Genomic DNA, 16,560 nt, shown 5'->3' with positions numbered 1-16,560 from the left:
CTATCCGGGCTGAAGACTACTTTTGTTACTGAAGATTGATGCGGGAGGGGGGTTTTTGTTAGTTCTGTGCCCTGTAAATCCCAAAGTTTGACAGTATTATCTTTACTAACTGTGGCAATAGTTTTACCATCAGGGCTATAGACGACGCTTATTGCTGTTGCATCAAACTTGAGAGAGGATTTAGCCAGTTCTTTGCCATCTAAATTCCAATGTTTGACAGTATTATCTTTACTAACTGTGGTAATAGTTGTACCATCAGGGCTGAAGACGACGCTTGTGACAGAAGAATTATGCCCAATTAAGTAATTACGTGCTTGTACTCCATCAATGGCTTGCTGCAAAGCTGCTATCACATTTGCTTGGGAGTCAATTTGGTCTTGGTTTTTGATAATTTTGCCAGTAATTGCTGTCCAAAAATTCGTCTTTTTCAGGATGTTGGCGGACTTAATTCCGTCGATGAGAGCTTGCAAATTTTTATGGGATTTAGAGAATAACAAGGAACTTTGACGAAGGGAATCGGCTTTACTTAATTCAGCTTCTAAGCTTTTGGTGAAAGCTATTAGTCCTAAACTAGTAGTAATAAAAACAATAATTGCTCCCCCAATAATTGTCCGCTTTGCCCGAATTTCTTGACGCCGACGAGTTTCTTGTTCTTGTTTTTCGCGATCGCGCAGTTCTACACAAACTCGTACATAATTAGCTTCCAGTATATTTAAAAAATTAGATTTTTGTAATAATTTCCGGGCTTCTTCTAGGCGTCCCCCTCGCTGCACCAAATAGCTTTCGTCTTTTTTATTGTTGTCCCATTCTAAAGCCTCCTGACGGATCTTTTCTCGCAGCAGGAGGAGGCAACGGTTTTCATCTAACCAATTCAGCAATCTAGGCCAGTAACGAATTAAGGCTTCATGGGCGACTTCCACTTCTTCGCGTTGTGTGGCTGAATCGACACTAGTAACTACTAGGCGGGCCCCTTCACCCGCTAACCGCTTGAGCAGCTGTTTAATTAGAGCCTGGGCGCTAAGAGTAGGGATTAATTCGTCTAACCAAACTCGGCGGCGGGTGTCGCGGCGTTTTTGTCCCTCTAGTGCCGATTCATCTAAGCGGGTTAAGCGGATAAAAATATTCTTGACTTGTTCTTGTTCTTCTGATGTACAGCTATCATAAAAAGCATCGGCAGTTTGTGCGATCGCCATATTTACACCACCAATGGCTTCATACTCCACAGTCCTTAACCATCTACCATGTCGGCGCTTCCACAACTCTAGCAGTGCATGTTGCAGTAATGGCATTGCCCCTGGTTCACCTTGAACATCATCCAAAATCGAGTTACTTAAGCCGACTTCAAAACGTAACCCTACTTGGGCGGCTTGCATTTCCATTGCTTTTCGCAGTTCTATGGTATCCATTGGGCCAATCAGTTCTTGGCGAGATTGCATTAACTCCTTAAGTTGTGGATAGGAAGCACATTCACCCCAAAAGTCTGCCCGCATGGTAATCACGACTTTTTGCTGGTCGATAATGAACAGCAATTTATCTATAAATAACATCCGGGTGTCTTCATCAGTACAGAGCGTGAAAAGTTCCTCAAATTGGTCAATGACTAAGACTGAAGCTTGATTTTGCACTTCCAATAAATTAGCTTGCAGTTGCTCAATAGGGTTACTACTTGGTGTCATATACGCCATGATCAAGTCCGGCTGTTTTTCCAACAAAGCCGGAATTAGCCCTGCTAGTACCACTGATGATTTACCACTACCTGAAGCCCCAAACACAGCTAAGAAGTTGTCTTTTGCTAGCTTTTGTTGTAATTGTGTAATTAACCGTTCTCTGCCAAAAAAGAATTTGCGGTTTTCGACTCGGAAGGGATACAAGCCCAAAAAAGGACAACGAGCGTCGTAAATAGGTACTTCCTGATCTAAGGCTACAGCGTTGAAAGTAAGGTCAAGGACTGCTTGAGATAGATTGTTGACATCTTCTAGAGCTTGCTGTCGCTCTTGCCGGGCTTGTTTGCTCAAGGCTATAGAATCTGTAGTGAGCAGATTTCTCAACTTTTCTGTTGGTGGTTGCAGCTTTGATTGCAATATAGGCGATCGCTCTGCCACAAATACTTGCAGTTGCTTTAAACCATTTTCGATTTCGGTGTTGGTCAAGTCGCGGTCAAGTTGATCGCTAAATAGCGGCCTTCCCCCCAATCGGCTAAATAGGGCGGGAACGGTAATATCTTGACGTTCTGCAAGGGAAGCAGAGGCGTCTTGTAATGCTAAATCTACTTCCCCCGATTTATTTAGTTGCTGGTAAAATTTGGCACATAAAGCTAGGGCGGTTTTAACAGTTACTTTCTCAGTCATAGCGATAACTGCGGGCATTCCTAAATCGCGCACCAATCTTTGCCCTAAACCCCCTAATGCCGCTTCTGCTTCTGGACTGGCACTTTCGCAGGTAGAGAGAAAGGTAAAGTGTGGTAGCCCTTTTGCTCCTCTTAATGTCCGAAGTCTTTCTATTAAACGTGTTCCTGTCACTGGGTCTACTTTATTATCTGCTTTCGCCCAGTAGAGGACTGTTTCGCCATGATTTATAACTTTACCATGACTGACAAAGTGCAGCATCGTGTATTGTTTTGTTGTGTCGGTTAGATGGTGACACAGTTCGTCTAAAGTTGGTAAGCCAATAGCACCTTCTACTGTTGCTAGGACATCACATGGTATTACCCCCAAAGATTGGCGCACGCTTTCTACTGCGGCTTCGACGTTGAAAGAGTCTAAGCTAAACCGCTCAATTTCTGAAGGACTAGCTACCAGTATCAAGGCGCGTAAGTCTCTTCTGCCAATTGGGGGAAAACGTCGGTCTGTAATCGTTGGTATATATAGTGAAAATGGTGTTCGCTGCTCTAGGCTTAATAAATGCCATCCGTCATCAATGTTACCGCACAGCCTTTCCCAACGTAAGGTTCTCAGTTCTTTATCTTCGGCTTCGATAAATAGCAACACCCGCAATGTTTCTTGGGAGTTCCGCAACGCACTAACAAAAGCATCTCTGATTTCTTCACGAAACAGTGCTTTTCCTAGAAATATACCATAGTCTTTCGGCTGACCTAGTAAGCTAGTCAATCGTTGAAAATCCTCCAATGATAGTTGAAGAATTCCTTCCGAGCGCGATGATAGAAGTTCACCAGGTCGGCTATGTTCGACTACAATTGGCCAATTATTTCCTGATTTACGCTGGATGTTAATCTCAAAGGTGTTCATAATCTATTGTTGACTCAATTAGCAGCGCCCTATTTTTTACCGGATTGAGGAAACGCGATGTCTACAACAAGCTATGACGCTCTATAGTGCAGCGTTAGCATTAGCACATCAAGCCAGGAGCCTCTGACTCGCTACCGCTTCTCAACGAGATGCTATATGTAGCAAAATCCCTGTAGAGGTGCGCTATTGGTGTCGCAGATCAAACTTAGTTTTTTGAAAATATTTTAGTTTCCGAGTTATTGTGTAATCAAACTTACCAGTATAAAGCTAAAAGTTAATAAAGTGATTAAAGTTAAATTTACGGCTAATCAATAGTCATTTAACTTTGCAACTTTATCTTCTAGCTTAAGTAGTTATTAGCTTACTATTTGCTAGATGTTAACTAGAGATAATAATGGTATACATCAGGCAATATACTGAATATGTGTTTTTTTTATAAATTTTTTCTTTAATTAAGGGAGATTTAAAATCAGTTAACAGTGAGCAGTTAACAGTTATCACAGGAAATAATGTAGAGACGTAGCAGTTTTACGTCTCTACAAGAGTTCTGGGTAACGCATATTTAACACCAGATGTATAGTAGCGATCGCTTATGATATAAAATTTCAAAATAAAATCAAGAAGTTAAATTTTAAGAGGATTATTATCATTATCTCTGGTCTGAGACTAGATGGGGAATGATCAAGAAAAAAAGGGGTGTCTGATTGAATACAGTCCCCCTTTTGGCAGAAGGTGAGAAAAAAACTACCATCAGTAGATCGAAAACTTTTGTAATTTGACGAAATAATCAGGGTTTGGGCCGACGTTTTGGGGCTGATGATCGCGATGTCTACGACGGGCTGCGCCTACGCTTGCACTGCACTCTTAATCCACCAACAACACCCATTCCTTGAAAAGCAGACTCAACACTCCTTGCGACAAATTGTGTTCTTAAACTTAAATGAACGGCTCTTCAGGGTTATGGAAAACTTTTCGATCTACTGACCATTACTGACCTGCCAACATGATTTGTGCCAGACTTGAAGAGTTTCGTCAAGTAGCTTACAAATATTTAGGTAGAGCCTTCATCTGCGACCTTTGAATTAACAGATGCGATATTGCTAACCCGCAATGTTTATTCCTTAGCAGATTTATCCTTATCAGCTAAAAATTTGAAGTCTTCATCAAAAATTTAAACAGGATTTAAGAGTTATTTTTATATCTTAGACTAAATTAGTTGTTAATTATTTTAAACTTTTAGAAACAATGCTGTTACAACCTCGAAAATCCTCAGAAAAAGCTAGTTCCCAATCTGTAAAACTCTTACATAGAAAAGCACTCCTCAAAGCAGCGTCATCCCAAAAAATTATCGCTATTACCGTTGAGAAAATTCGTCAGTCTCTTGATTTAGAATATATTTTCCAGACAACCACTCAAGAAATTAGACAATTGTTTAACTCTGACCGCGTGGTTTTATATCGTTTCAATCCAGATTGGAGTGGAACAATTGTGTCTGAATCCTTAGCACAAGGGTGGTTACCTCTGATTCAGCAGCAGGTGCATCAACCAGAATTAGTAGAAAATGTCAGTGAATGTAGCTTGAAAAATTTATCTATTCCTCCAATTGTAGATACTTACTTACAATCTACACAGGGAGGACGCTTTTCTCAAAATGAAACCTATCGCGTTTGTGAGGATATTTACAGTGCTGGCTTTAGTAACTGCTACCTCTCCATTCTAAAGCAATGTCAGGCAAGAGCTTATGTAATTACCGCTATTTATCAAGGTCAACAACTTTGGGGATTGCTAGCAGTTTACCAAAACGATGCACCTCGAAAATGGCAAACAGATGAAGTATATATACTTAGCCAAATTGCTTCTCAGCTAGGTGTAGCATTACAGCAAGCGGAATTACTCAAACAAACTCAAAGTCAGAAAGAAGAACTCGCCGCAGCTCTCAAAGACTTACAGCAGGCTCAAGCTCAGTTAATTCAAAATGAGAAAATGGTCAGTTTGGGGCAATTAGTGGCTGGAATTGCCCATGAAATTAACAACCCAGTTAGCTTTATTTACGGCAATCTGAAATCAGTTGATGAATACACCCAAAATTTATTTTCACTATTAGATATTTACCAAAGGCATTATCCCCAATCAATCAAGGCAATTGAAGAGTTTACAAATTTCATTGAACTAGATTTTTTAAGGTCAGACTTTCCCAAATTATTCAAATCGATGATCATGGGAGCAGAGCGGATTCGAGATATTGTTCTTTCCCTGCGGACTTTCTCACGCTTAGACGAAGCTGAAATGAAAGCAGTTGATATTAATGAGGGAATTGATAGTACAATGATGATTATCCAAAGCCGCCTTAAGCCTACTGGTCAAGGCCCGCAAATTGATGTGATCAAAGAATACGGCAACCTCCCCTTGGTTGAATGTTATGCTGGGCAGTTAAACCAAGTATTTCTGAATATTTTAGTGAATGCGATCGATGCTTTAGAAGATTCAGTACTTAGAGGTCGCTGGGCAACAAAACACAATATTTTGGATAATCCCCGAATTTATATTCGTACCCAATTACTAACGCCAAATCAAGTCACAATTCGCATTGCCGATAATGGACTGGGAATACCAGAAGATATTCAAAAGGAAATATTTAATCCCTTTTTTACAACTAAGCCCGTTGGACAAGGTACGGGGATGGGACTGGCTATTAGTTACCAAATTATCACACAAAGACATGATGGGTCTCTAGAATGCATTTCTCAACCAGGAGTTGGTAGTGAGTTTATTATTCGCATTCCCCTAATTCAGCAAAGTCAAATTTTTCACGCTTGATCTTATGTCTCTACCTTTTGAATAGAGCTTTTAACTGGAGTTTAGATTAAAAGCGATATGAGGGAACGCAAGTCAAACAAGATTACGGATTAAAAATACTTTTAAGTCAGTCTCAAAGCATACACAACCTTTAATAAGCATTGTGTAGTACACGTATCTAAAAATAGTTACAATAATGATAATTATGCATCCGGGTCAGAGAAACGAGTGAGGCTCATTCTCTCACAGCCCTCTATTCAATTATCATTATCAATAAAGATTCAAGAAAAAAAGTGGTCTAGATTGTGAAACCGACTACAAAGTGGTCAATGCTGGAATTTGGAAAAAAATCAGCTTGACCATGACAACTATCCAACAGCTTAGAGAATTTCGGCAAGATGCGAGAAGAAGATTACCATATTTCGGTATTAGTGAGATAGGTTCATGAAGTAAAGTGCGTTATTGCATTGCTTTAACGCAACCTCTACGTCATCAAATTTCAGTCAACTTAGCAGCTTTGAGAGAAACCTTGTTATTTGTTTCCTGGTAATTGTTGTGGTTGTGTAGGATTAATTGAGATAGGTTTAAACGATTTGAATGTGTTGATGTCTACGCAGGTGGTGCTATCCAGCTTGACTCTGAGTTCAGCACTGAAGGTGACTAGCTGCTCAATAAGAGCCTGGCGATCGGTTAAGCAACCTTTGATTGCCATTAATTCGCCTAAAGTCCACTCATAAATATCTCTATCGCCAATTAAATTTCTTGCTATCTGACCAATAAGTGGCATTGCCTTCACGAATTTTAATTCGATAATTTCCAGGGTTTAATTCAACTAAATTAGAACCGGATTGTTTTAGGCTAGACAGGTAATTTTCATCTAGCACATAAGAATTACGTTTGCTATCTACTGTTAAAGTCTGAGTGTTGAAAAAGAATTTGTCACTGGTAATGGAAAGATTAATCAAACTACTGTTATCAGTATTATTGACATTAAAGAACAAAGCACTCAGAACTGCTATTTCTTTAACTTCTAACTTCAAACTATCATTGTAGCCATTTAAGGTTGTCCAAGTTGCACCTACCTCAAACCCTGTGTTTTTATTGATAAATGTACTACCATCAATCCCATAAATCCAAAGTAAAACAAAAGGTTCTTCTTTTGTTTTAGTATTGCTGTAACTGTAGCAAACGTCAGTAATTTTAATGTTAAATGTACCTTTTTCAAAGGTAAAATAACTAGCAACATTTTGTTGCAGGTTGTTCATTTGGTTAGCGTCAATAACGTAACAATTATTTTTAGTATCAATAGTTAAAAGGCTCATACTTTCCTCTTTGGTAGCTTTGATTTATTGAGAAACTGTTATATTGTCAAATTTTGCTTGTGAGTTTACTTCTGGGGTAATTTCTGTTATTACTGCCGTAGCTGGTTCATAGATAGTGATCCCTGCCCAACGACTGATAGGATCAGTTGTGGTGACTAAACTTCTTTTCCCGGTGGTAATATCAATACGGATTAATTGACCGTCTTTACCTAATTTAAAGAAGTTACCTGTCACTCCATAGAGGAAATTATCAACAAATTCCATACTGGCAAGATCGGCAAAGCCTATATCACCAATAGTTTTGACTTCACTTGTATCGAGGTTAGCGATCGCTAATAACTTTTTATTGTTGTAACCAATTAAGGTAATATAAGCTTTGTCTTCAGTATCAAAGGCAAGCTCACCACAATTGTATTTTTTATCTGCTACTGTTATTGCTGGCGTACCTTTACCTGTCTCAAGATTAATAGCAATCAGTTGTTTAGCAGTTGTAGCATAAAGGGTATGACGCTGGCGATTATATGCTAAACCAGCACAAGCAAAACCAATATCACCAATTACGGTAGCGTCACCTGAATTAAGGTCTATTTTAACAAGTTGAGTCTTGTCACCTTTTCGAGCAAGTCCATATAGTTGAGAATTAACAAAAGCAATGTCAGCAACCTCTGTAACTATCTCGCCAAGAAAAGTAGCTTTACCTGTAACTAAATCTAAAGTATAAAGTTTACTTAATTTATTGGAGAGAGAATCTTGAATATAAACTGGCCCTGGTTTAAGCTTTATATTTTTGGATGTACGACTGCCGCAGATAACTTTTTTTAAAACTGCACTAAAACCACTGATAGCATCTTTATCTGTAAAAAATTGTCCACCTGTTGATGTTGCAACTCTCTTGTATTCAGTTGTGATACCTTCTTTATGCTTGCTTTTATAAATTCCAAAATATGTGTGAAGAGTTACTCCTGATGCTTGAGCTTTTTGAATAGCTAAATTAGTAGCTTGAATATCTTTTTGCTCTGTTTTATCTCCACCTACTTCTAGTGCTTCATCGCCGAGATAAAAGATAGCCCGTGCTGAATTTTCGCGCCAATCAAAGTAATCTTAAATATCTTCAATAGCGCGAGCTAGCTGCATCTTATTGCGCTCCTGCTGATTTTAGTTCTCCTCTTTTTCTACCCCGAAGTTTGGATTCAGATACCTTAGCTTTTTGAGTTAAATAAGCTCTGATTGTTTGATCGAATTTTGTTTATTTCCAAGTACCTTCTATACCAAGCCAAACTACTCTTAAATCTGACGAACAACTAGATTTATGTAAGTATAGATTATGAATAGCAATTGATTTACATTAAATATATCCTTACCCATGCGGAATACGATAAGGAAGACTGAAAAAATGACCCTTATTTTTATCCAGATAAATATAAAAAGTTATTAATTAAATACAATTTTTTCAATTTAACCCTATTGTTTTTATTTGATTGTTAACAGAGTTTATTAATAGCAAATATAGCTATGCATATATTTTCATACTCTTAATACTTGAAGAGTTGGTAGTAATTTCATACATTATTTATCTCCTAAGCTTTGATCAACATCTGCATTTAGTAATAATTTATTTCACATCAATAACTTAGGTATTACTGAGTAATGCTAGAGGTAAAATTGCTTCGGAATTTTTAAAATTAATGTTGAACAGGTATTTTAGAAAGTTGAGTTAAGTCTGTTGAATGCTATTCAGAAATAAACTGACTACTCACTGAGCTACTTACTATCAGAGGGTCAAGATGCAGTGCTTCAGATGATGTTGCTAGCAATGTCTACGACGGGCTACGCCTACGTGGCAAATTGGATGGAAAAATCAGTTAGATTTAGCTTGTACTTTTGCAGTGGTGCTTTTTGGAGGAGTTTGTGAATCAGAAAATATCAAGAAGAAAGTTTGCCACGTTAGCAGGGTCAGGGGTAGTGGCGATCGCTTTAGGTAGTCCACTTCTGGCAAAATCAGCAGGGGCTGTATCTACACCTGATGCCCAGATGAAAGCTGTGTTATGTGTTAGATGAACTTGCCTCTTTTAATGCACCGCCAATTGAAAAATTGTCGCCGATGAATGCTCGTAACAACCCGACTGTAGCAGATGCAGTTATGGGTGTGCTTGCCAAATGTCGCAAATCTGCGGTGGAAATGGTCGGGGATGTCAACCATCAACTGATACCAGGGCCGGGGGGCGATGTTCTGGCGCGTATTTATTTACCAAAAGGAAAGGGGCCCTTCCCCGTGCTGGTCTACTTTCACGGCGGCGGCTGGGTAATTGCCAATTTAGATACCTATGACTCATCGTGCCGCGCTTTAACCAATGCAGCTAACTGTATGGTTGTATCTGTCGCCTATCGCCAAGCCCCAGAACATAAGTTTCCCGCAGCTGCGGAAGATGCTTATACTGCAACTCAATGGGTTATCGCCAATGCTGCCCGAATCAACGGCGATCCCAAGCGGGTTGCAGTTGGTGGCGAGAGTGCAGGTGGCAACTTGGCGGCTGTCACCTGCTTAATGGCGCGTGACAGAGGCGGCAAGATACCTGTGCATCAGATGCTAATCTACCCTATTACCAATTACGCCTTTGACACAGCCTCCTATCAGGAGAATGCCAACGCCAAACCGTTCAACAAAGCGATGATGATCTGGTTCTGGAGCCAATATCTAAATAGTGAGTCTGATGGGAGTAATCCCTATGCTTCACCACTGCGAGCCGAAAACCTACGGGGTCTGCCACCTGCAACTGTGATTACGGCGGAAATTGACCCACTGCGTAGTGACGGAGAAGCCTACGCCAAGCGTTTGCGTGAGGCAGGTTCCTCTGTAAAAGTAACCAACTATAACGGCGTGACTCATGAGTTCTTTGGCACTGGAGCAGTTGTAGATAAAGGGAAGCAAGCGGTTAGGGAGGCAGCAGCCGGACTGCGTTCTGGATTTATAGGTAAGTAATCCACTTCGCAACTAGCAAATGAGATACGCGCCGCTTCTCTCCGTCTTGAGTAAGAAGAACTATTGTACTATCTTGTCTAAGATAGTAAAGTCGCTTTTAGTGACTTGCCCAAAAAAGAATGAGGAGCGACAACAACCTATCCCAGTAGACTTATTTACCTGCTAAATAAAATTAACTAACACATTACAGAGATTAATTCAACTGTTAAATAGCACTTCACAGCACCTAACATGACTGAACACAATCCGATCGACGAGCAAAGCAAACAGAAGGCTCTAGACTCTTCTCGTCAAGAAGCTGGGGAATATCTGACCACTAACCAGGGAGTGCGGGTTAACAGCACAAATGATTCACTCAAAGCTGGATCGCGTGGCCCTACATTGGTAGAAGACTTTCACTTCCGCGAGAAACTGGCACACTTTGACCGAGAGCGCATTCCAGAGCGGGTGGTTCATGCGCGAGGAGCAGGTGTTCATGGGTACTTTCAGCCTTATGAATCCTTGGCAGAATATACGAAAGCAAAATTTCTCCAAGACCCCTCGGTTAAAACTCCGGTCTTCGTTCGATTTTCTACGGTTGCTGGGTTCCGGGGTTCAGCAGATACCGCCCGCGATGTACGTGGATTTGCTGTCAGATTCTACACAGAAGATGGCAACTACGATATAGTCGGCAACAATATTCCGGTGTTTTTTATCCAAGATGCGATCAAGTTTCCTGACTTGATTCATGCCGTGAAACCCGAACCGCACAATGAGATACCCCAAGCGGGAACCGCTCATGATAACTTCTGGGACTTTATCTCGCTCGTGCCGGAATCGATGCACATGATTATGTGGATACTGTCCGATCGCACCCTTCCCAGAAGTTACCGGATGATGCAAGGGTTTGGTATTCACACTTTCCGCTTTGTCAACGAACAAGGCAAAGCTAGGTTTGTGAAATTTCACTGGAAGCCGATTCTGGGCGTGCATTCTCTGGTGTGGGATGAGGCGCAAAAAGCAGGGGGAAAAGACCCTGATTTTCATCGCCGCGATTTAGGGGATGCGATCGAAATGGGCGACTATCCAGAATTTGAACTTGGAGTGCAGATTGTCGAGGAAGAGGACGAATTTAAGTTTGATTTTGATATTCTTGATTCCACCAAGCTGATTCCTGAAGAGTTGGTTCCGGTGAAACCAATCGGCAAGATGGTACTCAACCGCAACCCAGACAACTACTTTGCTGAAACCGAACAAGTTGCCTTTCAACCTGCCAATGTTGTACCGGGCATTGACTTCTCAGATGACCCACTGCTGCAAGGTCGGATCTTCTCCTACGCTGATACGCAAGTACACCGTTTGGGAAGCGCAAATTATACTGATTTACCGATTAATCGTCCTGTTTGTCCGTTTCATAATAACCAACGGGACGGCGTTATGCAGTACAACATTCCCACTTCAAAGGTGAACTACTACCCAAATTCCCTCGGTAATGGTTGCCCGATGACGGCTCCAGAAAACCTTGGCGGCTTTGTCAGCTATAAGGAGCAGGTGGAAGGTAATAAAATTCGAGAACGCAGCCCCAGTTTCCAAGACCACTTCAGTCAGGCAACTTTATTCTGGAACAGTTTATCCGATCCGGAGAAAGAACACTTAGTCAAAGCGGCACATTTTGAGCTGGGCAAAGTGATGAACCTTGCCATCAAAGAGCGGATGCTGGAGTTATTTAACTCTGTTGATCATCAGCTAGCAACTCGCATTGCTGAAGGACTAGGCTTACCTGCTCCTGGCGAAGTCAAACCAAATCATGGGCAGAAATCTCCAGCGCTCAGTATCCAAACTATGCTAGAGAAAATGCCAGAAAAAACGATTAAAAGTCGTAAGATTGCAATTCTAGCAGCAGATGGTGTAAATGCTCAGGAACTGGATACACTCCAGCAGGCATTAATGCAACAGGGCGCTCATCCGAAAATCGTTGCGACTCATGGCGGTAAAATCAAAGGCGATGATGGTCAGGAAATCCCGGTTGAGATGACCTTTGTGACAGCTGCTTCTGTGATGTTTGATGCGGTGTATGTGCCTGGTGGAGCGCAGAGTATCAAGATGCTCAAACAGCAGGGAGAAGCAATTAACTTCATCAATGAGGCATTCAAGCACTGTAAAACAATCGCCGCTACCAGCGAAGGGGTTGAACTACTATCGATGGCTAATATTGAGGGTGTGAAGTTGTCGCAAGATGGCGCGCGCTCTGACATGGGTGTGGTAACTTCTAGTGAATCTGACTTGAAATCTGTAGCTGATGATTTTATCAGTGCGATCGCTCAACATCGCCATTGGATGAGATTTCAAAAGGAAATGGTAGCTGCATAGGTAGTTTATAACAGAAGTTATGTAGGAAAAAGAGTTACATTTCCATCTACATTTTGCAAGCGATCGTATAAACTACCATGTAGTGCGATCGCTTCTCATTTGGCGCACTTGATTCAGATATCCTGAAAGCAGCGATCGCCACCCGGTACACTTTCCAGATCAATTCATCAGCAGTGAATTGGGCTATCGCCAGCATTTATGCGTATTCATCATCACTTAGTTTTAGCCCTACTAATCTTTTTATTAATAACAACTGTTTTACCTGCCACCGCCAAGTATTCTATTTCCCTAACTCAATCCCCAGTCACCCTACTCGAACAAGGAAAACAACTTTATGATGCTGGAAAATTGGTAGAAGCTGTGCGAATTTGGTTACAAGCAGCCGAGATTTTTCAGCAAAGTAAACAGCAGCACTATCAAGTATTAAGTTACAACTATTTAGCAATTGTTTATCAAGACTTAGGTAAGTGGTCAGCAGCGCGATCGCTAATTGCTCAAGCACAGAATATCCTACAAACAATAGATGATTCTTTCCTTTATGCTCAAGTCCTCAACACCCAAGGAAGTTTACAATTTAACACTGGTCAACCGGAAATAGCTTTGGAAACTTGGCAGCAGGCAGAGAAAATCTATCGCTCTCTTAAGGATGTCATAGGGATTGTGTTGACGCAGATTAATCAAGCCCAAGCATTGCAAACATTAGGAGAGTATCGTCGCTCATAAAGGCAACTAGAACAAATCAATCAAGACCTTGCTGCTTCACCTGATAATCTCCTCAAAGCCAGAGGATTGCGGAGTTTAGGTGTAACTCTGCAAGTAGTGGGAGATTTAGAGCGATCGCAACAAATATTATCGCAAAGTTTAGCGATCGCAAAGCAAGTAAATTCAACCGCAGATATCGCCGAAACCTTATTGAGATTGGGGAATACCGCAAGAGCTAGGGAAGATTTTAAAGCCGCCTTAAAATTTTATCAACAAACAAGTAGTGGTGACGAGCATACTCAACTAGAAGCGCTCCTCAACCAACTCAGCCTTTTAATAAAAACTCAGCAAAATCAAGCTGCACTAACATTATTACCGCAAATTCAAGCGCGTCTTGCTAATCTTCCTCCCAGCCGTTGGGGAATTTACCTGCAAGTTAATTTAGCAGCAAATTGGATGAAACTGTCATCATCAAACACAAAAGATATTGCTCAACTTTTGGCAAAAGCAGTCAAACAAGCCAGAGAATTAACAGATGCAAGAGCGGAAAGTTATGCTTTGGGAGAATTGGGACATCTCTACGAACAAACTCAGCAATTCTCAGAAGCCTTAACTCTCACACAAACAGCATTATCTTTGGCACAAGGAGTGCAAGCAGAGGATATTGCTGTCAATTGGTTGTGGCAGCAAGGACGAATCGGCAAAGCCAAGGGAAATATTGAGGTAGCAATTACTGCTTACGAACAAGCTGTTAATTCTTTAACATCTCTGCGTCAAGATTTACTGCAACTAAATCCTGACGTGCAGTTTTCTTTCCGTAACAAAGTTGAGCCAGTGTATGCGTATTTGACCCTTTGGCGATCGCGCAGCAGTAGCGAGTCCGCATTGGCGCAGCGTCTCGTAAAAAGCGAATCAGTCCAAAAAAATCATCAACCGAGAAGTCTAAATTTAGAATACTATCAATTTCATCAATAAATATAAATAATTGTTTCTGAGGAAAATGAAGATGTAGTAATTCCTCAATAAACCACCTTAATCTTTCTAGTAAAGATATATCTTCTTGTTCACGCTACCAAGTTTTTAAGTTTATTTTATTAAATAAATTAAAACCCAACCATAAATCACTAACTACACTCTTATACCATTGGAGTGGAGTAATCTGTGAAGTACCAATAATCGACATATCAATAGTACTGCATTTGAAACCTTCTTGCTCCAAGCGATGTTTTGTACTTGCAAGCAGAGAGGATTTACCCATTTGCCGAGAGTTCAGTATATAGCAAAACTCTCCCTGTTTTAGAGCATCATAAAATAGGGAATCAGCTTTTCTTTGCACATAACTAGGTGCATTCACTGTCAGACTACCACCGACTTGGTATTTATAGTAATTTATAAGTAAACACCTCTACTTACTGGTTAATTTGGAATACTGTATGCTCTCCATCCCAGTTTTTTACAGTGCAGCTAAAGTCGTTCACCCGAATGACAATTGCTCAACACGCACTTTTGCTTCTGAGTTCAAGATTGTCTTTAGCAAGAATCTCGCATACTTCATCAAACTGGTAGGTATTAGGTACTTGCGTCCTTTCCATTATTCGCTGCATCACGTTTTTCAAATCCTACCACTTGGGACTTTGCCACCCAATACTTTTCGGTTAAGAATTAAGCAGTATTGATAATGGAAAGATACTGTTAGAGCATTGCTTCCACACAGCACTCATGCAGGCGATCACTAAAAAAATGTCAAGTAAAAAAAGCTTCCAAGTCCTGTAAAAAAGAATTGGACACTGGAAGCGAATATGACTATTAATACTGTACCAAATCGGGTGTTAATTTTTAAGTATAAATTAACACATTTTTAATTATTTTTCATCTATTCTCCGTATTTAGATAAAAAACGCCGTCATATCCCAAACAAAGAACTTTATAAGCATTCGGAGAAACAATCTGAGTCTCAAGTGCTTGAGTATATTGATAGGGGAAGGCAAAAATAGTCAATGTCGCTAAACAAACGTGAGAAAATCGTTTCATCATTTTAAGATTCCTAAAACTAATTATTAACTATCTAAAAACATCAAATTACTAAACTGACGGCTGTTCTGCTAAACAAAGCGAGCGAGTTAAAACTCCCAACTAATGGAACCCGTGATTGTTAACGGATTAGCTCTTTGAACAAGATATCTCTCGTAAGATAAGTCTACATAGTCCGTATCAAATAAATTACGGACATTAATCGCTGCCTTAAAACCATTTCTTTTGTAGTAAAGTGCCGCATCAGTCCGCAAGTAATCTCGGAGTGTAAACTCGTTGGCTAAATTGCCTTGCCGCTCACCCACATAAAACAGCCCCAAACCAACTCCAAACCCTTTCAAATCACCCTGTTGAATCTCATAGGTTGTCCAAAGGCTGACTTGATTTTCTGGTACACCGTTTAATCGATTGCCTATAGCAAAGAAATTATCTTCGGTGACTTTTGCATCGGTATAGGTATAGGAACCGATTACCTTCAGCCCTGGCAAAATTTCACCCGCAATATCCAACTCAATCCCTCGACTCTGCTGCTCCCCGGTCTGAACGGAGAAACCTAGTAAACGTCGTTCGGGATCGGGATCGGGGGTTAGCACATTTGTCTTGGTGAGTTGATAGGCAGCTAACGTTGTCGAAAGCTTTCCATCTAGGAAATCTGCTTTGACACCGACTTCATATTGGGTTCCCCGGCTCGGCTCAAACGCCCTCCCCTCAAGTTGGTCAAATCCTGAAGACCTAAAAGAGCGACTGTAGCTGGCATAAAGAGAAACCGTTTTGCTGGGCTGATACACTAAGCCAATCCGGGGGCTGAAGGCACTATCATTTTGTACCGTCTGATCAAAAAATGGTGATTCATTTTCATCGGACAACCAATCATAGCGACCACCAATCAAGAGCTTCAGGTTATCACTAAACGCAATCTGATCCTGAAGGTAGACCCCGTATGATCGAGTCCTGGTCGTATAATCAACATCTATTGAATCAAATTCGGGTCTTGGAATATCGTAATTTGGGTTGAGGATATCGAGATCGGGCAAATTATTGGCGTTGCAGAATAGAAATATGAATTAGGGCGATCGCTATGAAATGTCCAAGGTGTGAATCAACTCATATTCGGAAGAATGGGTGGCAGCGTGGT

The 16,560-nt window shown here is 40.8% G+C and carries 13 protein-coding genes; 6 read left to right on the top strand and 7 right to left on the bottom strand.

The window, feature by feature from the left end; translation table 11 throughout:
• Positions 1-3,245: nSTAND1 domain-containing NTPase (locus V7L20_RS28125; RefSeq protein ID WP_334747234.1), on the bottom strand; the 3,245-nt coding region annotated here is incomplete at its 3' end.
• Positions 3,246-4,490: 1,245 nt separating this feature from the next.
• Between V7L20_RS28125 and V7L20_RS28120 the strand changes: the two genes are divergently transcribed.
• Positions 4,491-6,062: a GAF domain-containing sensor histidine kinase gene (locus V7L20_RS28120; RefSeq protein WP_334747233.1), complete on the top strand. Its 1,572-nt coding sequence runs from the start codon at positions 4,491-4,493 to the stop codon at positions 6,060-6,062.
• A 511-nt stretch (positions 6,063-6,573) separates the two neighbouring features.
• Here the strand turns inward: V7L20_RS28120 and V7L20_RS28115 are convergent.
• From V7L20_RS28115 to V7L20_RS28105, 3 genes are read right to left on the bottom strand one after another with little or no spacing between them, the layout of a single operon-like run.
• Positions 6,574-6,828: a hypothetical protein gene (locus V7L20_RS28115; protein ID WP_334747232.1), complete on the bottom strand. Its 255-nt coding sequence runs from the start codon at positions 6,826-6,828 to the stop codon at positions 6,574-6,576.
• Positions 6,785-7,363, bottom strand: coding sequence for a hypothetical protein (locus V7L20_RS28110; protein ID WP_334747231.1), 579 nt, complete (start codon positions 7,361-7,363; stop codon positions 6,785-6,787). Before V7L20_RS28110 ends, V7L20_RS28115 begins: the two co-directional genes overlap by 44 nt.
• Positions 7,364-7,387: 24 nt before the next feature.
• Positions 7,388-7,627 (bottom strand): hypothetical protein, encoded by a 240-nt coding sequence (locus V7L20_RS28105; protein WP_334747230.1) that lies wholly within the window; start codon positions 7,625-7,627, stop codon positions 7,388-7,390.
• 1,644 nt (positions 7,628-9,271) lie between these two features.
• Here V7L20_RS28105 and V7L20_RS28100 point away from each other — a divergent pair.
• From V7L20_RS28100 to V7L20_RS28090, 3 genes are all read left to right on the top strand, one after another.
• Complete coding sequence (locus tag V7L20_RS28100; RefSeq protein WP_334747229.1) at positions 9,272-9,421, top strand: hypothetical protein; 150 nt, start codon at positions 9,272-9,274, stop codon at positions 9,419-9,421.
• Positions 9,411-10,343: an alpha/beta hydrolase gene (locus tag V7L20_RS28095; protein ID WP_334747228.1), complete on the top strand. Its 933-nt coding sequence runs from the start codon at positions 9,411-9,413 to the stop codon at positions 10,341-10,343. The genes V7L20_RS28100 and V7L20_RS28095 overlap by 11 nt, the downstream gene beginning before the upstream one ends.
• 231 nt (positions 10,344-10,574) lie before the next feature.
• Entirely contained in the window at positions 10,575-12,692 is a 2,118-nt protein-coding gene (locus V7L20_RS28090; RefSeq protein ID WP_334747227.1) for a catalase, read from the top strand.
• Between the two features lie 46 nt (positions 12,693-12,738).
• Here the strand turns inward: V7L20_RS28090 and V7L20_RS28085 are convergent, their stop codons facing one another.
• Complete coding sequence (locus V7L20_RS28085) at positions 12,739-12,888, bottom strand: hypothetical protein (protein ID WP_334747226.1); 150 nt, start codon at positions 12,886-12,888, stop codon at positions 12,739-12,741.
• A gap of 2 nt (positions 12,889-12,890) precedes the next feature.
• Here V7L20_RS28085 and V7L20_RS28080 point away from each other — a divergent pair, with 2 nt between their 5' ends.
• Positions 12,891-13,415 carry a tetratricopeptide repeat protein gene (locus tag V7L20_RS28080; RefSeq protein WP_334747225.1) on the top strand — a complete coding sequence of 175 codons (525 nt, stop codon included), beginning with the start codon at positions 12,891-12,893 and terminating at the stop codon, positions 13,413-13,415.
• A gap of 66 nt (positions 13,416-13,481) precedes the next feature.
• Complete coding sequence (locus V7L20_RS28075) at positions 13,482-14,369, top strand: tetratricopeptide repeat protein (RefSeq protein WP_334747224.1); 888 nt, start codon at positions 13,482-13,484, stop codon at positions 14,367-14,369.
• Positions 14,370-14,463: 94 nt separating this feature from the next.
• On the opposite strand, the gene V7L20_RS28070 is transcribed toward V7L20_RS28075, so the two are convergent.
• Both V7L20_RS28070 and V7L20_RS28065 read right to left on the bottom strand, forming a co-directional pair.
• Positions 14,464-14,748: an AAA-like domain-containing protein gene (locus tag V7L20_RS28070; RefSeq protein ID WP_334747223.1), complete on the bottom strand. Its 285-nt coding sequence runs from the start codon at positions 14,746-14,748 to the stop codon at positions 14,464-14,466.
• A 766-nt stretch (positions 14,749-15,514) separates the two neighbouring features.
• On the bottom strand, positions 15,515-16,459 hold the full coding sequence (locus V7L20_RS28065) for a TonB-dependent siderophore receptor (RefSeq protein ID WP_334747222.1): 945 nt from the start codon (positions 16,457-16,459) through the stop codon (positions 15,515-15,517).
• Between the last annotated feature and the right edge of the window lie 101 nt (positions 16,460-16,560).

Source organism: Nostoc sp., from assembly GCF_036916735.1.
In the GTDB taxonomy this organism is placed as follows: Bacteria; Cyanobacteriota; Cyanobacteriia; order Cyanobacteriales; family Nostocaceae; genus Nostoc.
The sequence above is the reverse complement of the archived record's forward strand: the minus strand, read 5'-3'. Positions and strand labels throughout refer to the sequence as shown.

What these genes read in the sequence shown, in the direction of transcription:
- V7L20_RS28120 (WP_334747233.1), top strand. Translation starts at nt 4,491, where the DNA reads ATGCTGTTACAACCTCGAAAATCCTCAGAAAAAGCTAGTTCCCAATCT.
- V7L20_RS28115 (WP_334747232.1), bottom strand. Translation starts at nt 6,828, where the DNA reads ATGCCACTTATTGGTCAGATAGCAAGAAATTTAATTGGCGATAGAGAT.
- V7L20_RS28110 (WP_334747231.1), bottom strand. Translation starts at nt 7,363, where the DNA reads ATGAGCCTTTTAACTATTGATACTAAAAATAATTGTTACGTTATTGAC.
- V7L20_RS28105 (WP_334747230.1), bottom strand. Translation starts at nt 7,627, where the DNA reads ATGGAATTTGTTGATAATTTCCTCTATGGAGTGACAGGTAACTTCTTT.
- V7L20_RS28090 (WP_334747227.1), top strand. Translation starts at nt 10,575, where the DNA reads ATGACTGAACACAATCCGATCGACGAGCAAAGCAAACAGAAGGCTCTA.
- V7L20_RS28085 (WP_334747226.1), bottom strand. Translation starts at nt 12,888, where the DNA reads ATGCTGGCGATAGCCCAATTCACTGCTGATGAATTGATCTGGAAAGTG.
- V7L20_RS28080 (WP_334747225.1), top strand. Translation starts at nt 12,891, where the DNA reads ATGCGTATTCATCATCACTTAGTTTTAGCCCTACTAATCTTTTTATTA.